General features: G+C 46.0%; 2 protein-coding genes, 1 pseudogene and 1 CRISPR repeat array. All 3 genes and pseudogenes read right to left on the reverse strand.

Annotation, left to right across the window (positions count from 1 at the left end):
- Positions 1-20: 20 nt before the first annotated feature.
- The 3 genes and pseudogenes from DXA18_RS14030 to uvrB all read right to left on the reverse strand — a co-directional run bounded on the left by DXA18_RS14030 (position 21) and on the right by uvrB (position 6,076).
- Positions 21-1,010 carry a rod shape-determining protein gene (locus tag DXA18_RS14030; RefSeq protein ID WP_118384417.1) on the reverse strand — a complete coding sequence of 330 codons (990 nt, stop codon included), beginning with the start codon at positions 1,008-1,010 and terminating at the stop codon, positions 21-23.
- 177 nt (positions 1,011-1,187) lie between these two features.
- Positions 1,188-4,028 (reverse strand): excinuclease ABC subunit UvrA, encoded by a 2,841-nt coding sequence (gene uvrA / locus DXA18_RS14035; protein WP_118384418.1) that lies wholly within the window; start codon positions 4,026-4,028, stop codon positions 1,188-1,190.
- 57 nt (positions 4,029-4,085) lie between these two features.
- A pseudogene (gene uvrB / locus DXA18_RS14040) lies at positions 4,086-6,076 on the reverse strand (excinuclease ABC subunit UvrB).
- Positions 6,077-6,277: 201 nt separating this feature from the next.
- Positions 6,278-6,707: a CRISPR direct-repeat array (repeat unit 33 nt; unit sequence AATTTCAATCCACACTTCCGCAAGGGAAGTGAC).
- Positions 6,708-6,771 lie beyond the last annotated feature (64 nt).

Consider the following 6,771-nt stretch of genomic DNA (forward strand, 5'->3'; position numbering starts at 1 on the left):
ATAACCGCTTTTCTCTGCTTTTATCCTTCATTCCGTCCGCTCATAAATTCCACATACTGCCCGGTACCGATGGCTACAACCGTCATAGGATTCTCTGCAGTCATAGTATTGATTCCGGTTCGTTCTTCAATCAGTTCTTCCAGTCCTCGCAGCATTGCCCCACCTCCAGTCAGCACGATTCCACGATCCAGAATATCTGCTGAAAGTTCCGGTGGTGTACGTTCAAGCACACTGATAACAGCGTCTACAATCTGCCCAACCGGCTCCTTCAATGCCTGCTCGGTCTCCGCAGATGTTACCGTCACCGTCTTCGGAAGCCCGGTCATAAGATTCCGTCCTGTCACTTCCATAGACTCTTCCTCTACCAGCGGATATGTTGATCCGATCTTGATCTTAATATCTTCTGCTGTACGCTCCCCGATCAGCAGATTATGCTTCTTCCGCACGTAGCGCACGATCGCATCATCAAAGTTATCTCCGGCAATCTTAATAGAAGTATTAACCACAGTTCCACCCAGCGAGATAACCGCTACATCCGCCGTACCGCCTCCGATATCTACGATCATATTGCCGCATGGTCTGGAAATATCGATTCCAGCACCGATTGCAGCTGCCACCGGTTCTTCGATCAGCCTGACTTCACGAGCTCCTGCTGCATAGGTTGCCTCTTCAACTGCCTTACGTTCTACTTCTGTCACTCCACTCGGCACACATATACTGATTCTCGGCTTGCTGAAAGCTCTCCTGCCCATTGCTTTCTGCACAAAATATTTGATCATCTTCTCTGTCACTGTATAATCAGAAATCACGCCCTGACGCAGCGGACGCACTGCCACAATATTCCCCGGCGTCCTGCCAAGCATCAGTCTGGCTTCTTCTCCGATTGCTTTGATGCTGTTGGTATCCCGGTCATATGCTACTACGGAAGGCTCTTTTAATATTACGCCCTTCCCTTTCACATACACCAGAACGCTTGCGGTCCCCAAATCAATTCCGATTTCAACTGCCATTCCTGTTCCCCTTTCATCATCCGGTTACTTCCTGAACCAGCCACTTCATTTATGCACAGAGGTATAATAAGTAACTCTACTTATTATACCTCTTTATCATTCGTTCTTATTCATGAAATCTGTCAACAATGACATTATAGTAAACTTTGTGTCTGTTGAAAAGTCTTTTTTTCAGGTTTATCCTTTCTTCAACATCATGTCGATGTATTTACCTGTATAGGACACCGGGTTCCGTGCAACTTCTTCCGGCGTTCCTTCTGCGATCACCGTACCTCCTTTTGCACCGCCTTCAGGCCCGATATCGATAATATAATCTGCTGTTTTGATCACATCCAGATTGTGCTCGATCACCACAACCGTATTACCATCGGATGCCAGCCTCTTCAGGATCTCGGTCAGCTTATGCACATCTGCAAAATGCAATCCCGTCGTCGGCTCATCCAGAATATAAATAGTCTTACCGGTGCTGCGTTTACTGAGCTCTGTAGCCAGCTTAATCCGCTGTGCCTCACCTCCGGACAATGTCGTCGATGGCTGTCCAAGACGCAGATAGGAAAGTCCCACATCATACAGCGTCTCAATCTTTCTGCGGATGGATGGAACATTTTCAAAGAAAGTCAATGCTTCTTCTACCGTCATATTTAACACGTCATAAATGCTCTTGCCTTTATAATGTACTTCCAGTGTCTCGCGGTTATAGCGCTTGCCACCGCACACTTCACACGGAACATACACATCCGGCAGAAAATGCATCTCAATCTTCAGAATACCGTCACCGGAACATGCTTCACATCGTCCGCCCTTTACATTGAAGCTAAAACGCCCTTTCTTATAGCCTCGTTCCTTGGCATCCTGTGTCGCTGCAAACAGGTCACGGATCTGATCAAACACACCCGTATAAGTTGCCGGATTGGATCTCGGTGTACGACCAATTGGTGACTGATCGATATTAATCACCTTGTCCAGCTGCTCCACACCTTCTATCTTTTTATGCTTTCCCGGAATCGTTCTGGCACGGTTCAGCTTCTTCGCCAGATATTTGTAAAGGATCTCATTGACCAGCGAACTCTTACCTGATCCTGACACACCGGTCACGCATGTCATGACTCCCAGTGGAATCTTCACATCAATATTCTTCAGGTTATTCTCCTGTGCGCCTACAATCTTCAGCCATCCTGTCGGTTTCCTGCGCTCCTCCGGAACAGGTATACGAATCCGACCACTTAGATATGCGCCTGTGATAGATTCCGGCACCTGCATGATCTCCTCTGCCGTTCCTTCTGCGATCACTTCACCACCATGTTCTCCGGCACCAGGTCCAATATCCACAATATGATCTGCCGCAAACATAGTATCCTCGTCATGTTCTACCACGATTACCGTATTGCCCAGATCCCGCAGGTGTTTCAGTGTTCCAAGCAATTTATCATTATCTCTCTGATGCAGTCCGATACTAGGCTCATCCAGAATATATGCCACACCTACCAGACCGGAGCCAATCTGTGTTGCCAGTCGGATTCGCTGTGCTTCTCCTCCGGACAACGTTCCGGTTGCACGCGACAGCGTCAGATAATCCAATCCTACATCTAGCAAGAACTGCAGTCTCGCACGTATTTCTCTCAGTATCTGGTCACCGATCATATGTTGCTGACTGGTCAGTTCCAGATTATCCAGGAATTTTGCCAGCTCCTCAATCGAAAATGATGTAATCTCTGCAATATTATGATTCCCAACCGTTACTGCAAGTGCTCCCGGCTTCAAACGCTGTCCTTTGCATGCACGGCAAGGTGTGATCCGCATAAATTCTTCATACTCTGCCTTGGATGCTTCAGAATAAGTCTCACGATATCTGCGTTCTACGTTCTTAATAATACCTTCAAACGCAATATCGTAGAACCCTTCTCCGCGCTGCCCAAAATAATGCACATTCACATTCTTACCATTTGTACCGTGAATCAGTATATTCTGAATCTCCTCCGGATATTCCTCAAACGGCGTATCCAGTGAAAAATGATATTCTTCCGCAAGCGCTTCCAGTATGGCTCTGGTAAAGCTGCCCTTCTTGCTGGCAGACTGCCATCCCATGACTGTGATTGCACCTTCATTGATACTCAGGCTCTTATCCGGAATGATCAGATCAGCATCAAATTCCATCTTATATCCAAGTCCGGAACACTCCGGGCAGGCTCCAAATGGATTATTAAATGAGAAACTTCTCGGTTCAATCTCTTCAATGCTGATACCACAATCCGGGCAGGAAAAGCTCTGGCTGAAATTCACCGGTTCTCCGCCAATCACATCGACTGTCATCAGTCCCTCTGCAAGATGCAGAACATTCTCCACTGAATCCGTCAATCTCTTTTCAATCCCCGGCTTTACCACCAGACGATCTACAACAATCTCTATATTATGCTTCAGATTCTTATCCAGCTGAATGTCTTCCGACAATTCATACATACTGCCATCAATCCGCACACGGACATATCCGCTCTTCTTTGCACGCTCCAGCAGCTTCACATGCGTACCTTTCCGTCCTCGTACCACCGGTGCCAACAGCTGAATTCTGGTTCCCTGCTCCATCTCCATGATCTGATCGACCATCTGATCAACCGTCTGCTTCTTAATCTCTTTGCCACATTTCGGACAATGTGGAATACCAATCCTCGCATATAATAACCGGAAATAATCATATATCTCTGTCACAGTACCTACTGTCGAACGAGGATTACGATTTGTAGACTTCTGGTCAATTGAAATTGCCGGCGAAAGTCCTTCGATGCTTTCCACATCCGGCTTCTCCATCTGTCCCAGGAACATTCTGGCATAAGATGACAACGACTCCATATATCTGCGCTGTCCTTCTGCATAAATGGTATCAAATGCCAGCGAAGACTTGCCGGATCCCGACAGTCCTGTCAGAACCACCAGCTCGTCTCTTGGAATATCCAGGCTGATATTCTTGAGATTATGCTCATTGGCTCCCCGTATACGAATATATTTTTTATTCTTATCCGACATAACATGCTCCTTTGTTACTAATTCAATGATTTATTTTTAGTTTATTCTATACTTATTCTATGTTTCATCCATGTCCAGTAGCTGTTTCTTCAGCTCTGTCATCTTATCACGCAGCTCTGCCGCTGCCTCGAAGTTCAATTCTGCTGCTGCTTTCCTCATCTGCCTGGTCACTTCCCCTACCAGCTTCTCCAGTTCTGCCTTGCTCATCGACTCCGGATCCTTTTCTATCCGCATCTCCGCAGATGCTGCCTTTCTAGAAATCGTAATCAGATCTCTGACTGCCTTATGAATAGACTGCGGTGTGATACCATGCTCTTCATTGTACTTCATCTGGATACTGCGTCGACGTTCGGTCTCATCCATTGCCTTTCGCATAGATCCGTGATCGTATCCGCATACATGATCACATGACCCTCAGAATTTCTTGCAGCACGTCCAATCGTCTGGACCAACGATGTCTCGGAACGCAGGAAGCCTTCTTTATCTGCATCCAGAATCACCACCAGTGAAATCTCCGGAATATCCAGTCCTTCTCGCAGAAGATTAATACCGACCAATACATCAAACACATCCAGACGCATATCTCTCACGATCTCCGAACGCTCCAAAGTATCAATATCTGAATGGAGATATTTGACACGGATACCAAGTTCCCGCATATAATCTGTCAGATCTTCTGCCATTCTCTTAGTCAGCGTTGTTACCAATATCTTATTCTTCTTATCTGTCTCTTTTTTAATCTCACCGACCAGATCATCGATCTGGCCTTCTACCGGCCGCACATCAATCTCCGGATCCAGAAGACCCGTCGGTCTGATTACCTGCTCTGTGCGCAGAAGTTCATGCTCTTCTTCGTATTTGCCAGGTGTAGCAGATACAAACAGAACCTGATTGATCTTACTCTCAAACTCTTCAAAACTGAGCGGACGGTTATCCAGTGCTGATGGCAGACGGAATCCATAATCCACCAGCGTCCGCTTCCTGGACTGGTCACCATGATACATACCACCAATCTGTGGCACCGTCATATGTGACTCATCAATCATCATAACGAAATCATCCGGAAAGTAATCAATCAATGTATGCGGTGGCTGCCCCGGTGCAAGTCCCGTCAAATGTCTCGAATAATTCTCAATGCCGGAACAGAAGCCTGTCTCCCTCATCATTTCAATATCAAAATTCGTACGCTCCGCTATTCTCTGTGCTTCTAACAGCTTATCCTCGCCCTTAAAATAACGTACCTGCTGCTCCAGCTCCGCTTCAATTGCTGTGGTAGCACGCTCCATATTCTCCTTGGACACGACATAATGAGAAGCTGGGAATATTGCAATGTGCTTCAGATCTCGCTTAATCTCTCCGGTTAGCACATCCACTTCCGTAATCCGGTCCACTTCATCTCCGAAGAACTCCACGCGAACCGCCAGTTCTCCTGATCCTGCCGGGAATATCTCTACCACATCTCCATGCACACGGAACGTACCACGATGAAAATCCATCTCGTTACGAGTATACTGAATATCAATCAGCTTACGTATCATCTCATCCCGATCCTTCTCCATGCCCGGGCGCAGAGAAATCACCATATCCTTATAGTCAATCGGCGAACCCAGGCCATAGATGCAGGAAACACTGGCTACAATAATGACATCCCGCCGCTCAGACAGTGCCGCTGTCGCCGAATGACGTAATTTGTCAATCTCATCATTGATCGCTGAATCCTTCGCAATATATGTGTCAGAGGATGGAACATAAGCCTCCGGCTGGTAGTAGTCATAATAGGAGACAAAATATTCCACTGCGTTATTCGGAAAGAACTCTTTGAACTCTCCGTATAACTGTGCAGCCAATGTCTTATTATGCGCAATGATCAGCGTTGGTTTATTCAATTCCTGAATGACATTCGCCATGGTAAATGTCTTACCGGATCCGGTGACGCCAAGCAATGTCTGGCACTGATTCCCCTCTTTAAAACCTGCCACGAGATCTGCGATGGCTTTCGGCTGATCCCCAGTTGGCTGATATTCAGATACTAATTCAAAATGATCCATATGATTTCTCCTGATCCGCTCTAAGCTAGCGGTGATATTTTAGAAATAGTAGTTGTGTTCTTAGTATGTTACTTGTCCAGTATATCATTCAGGATAAAAAAAGTACAGAACAAACCGAATGTTTGTTCTGTATTTTTTAACAATCTGTAATTTAATTAATAACACTTTAGAAATTTCAGCAAAAATTTCAGCAGATATTTTTATTTCAATCCACACTTCCGCAAGGGAAGTGACGATGAGTGAAGCAAAACATACGTTAGGACTTGCGATTTCAATCCACACTTCTGCAAGGAAAGTGACTCTAAGAGATTCGGCTTATAAATACTTCCATCAATTTCAATCCACACTTCCGCAAGGGAAGTGACTGAGCTCTCTGATACGATCAACAGTGCAGGGATAGAATTTCAATCCACACTTCCGCAAGGGAAGTGACAATGTTATGGGCACAGCAGATTATGTTAGGAAAATTTCAATCCACACTTCCGCGAGGGAAGTGACAACTTTACGCTCACGGCATCTGGATATGTAACCATATTTCAATCCACACTTCCGCGAGGGAAGTGACAGGTGGGACGTGGTATGCGACACAGCATCCGCATATTTCAATCCACACTTCCGCAAGGGAAGTGACGCTAACGTAACACTTACCGCAGGGAAGTGACGCTAACGTAACACTTACTAATAATAAAAAAATG

The sequence above is a fragment of the Dorea sp. AM58-8 genome (genome assembly GCF_003464045.1).
Taxonomy (GTDB): domain Bacteria; phylum Bacillota; class Clostridia; order Lachnospirales; family Lachnospiraceae; genus Claveliimonas; species Claveliimonas ammoniilytica.

What these genes read in the sequence shown, in the direction of transcription:
- uvrA (WP_118384418.1), bottom strand. Translation starts at nt 4,028, where the DNA reads ATGTCGGATAAGAATAAAAAATATATTCGTATACGGGGAGCCAATGAG.
- DXA18_RS14030 (WP_118384417.1), bottom strand. Translation starts at nt 1,010, where the DNA reads ATGGCAGTTGAAATCGGAATTGATTTGGGGACCGCAAGCGTTCTGGTG.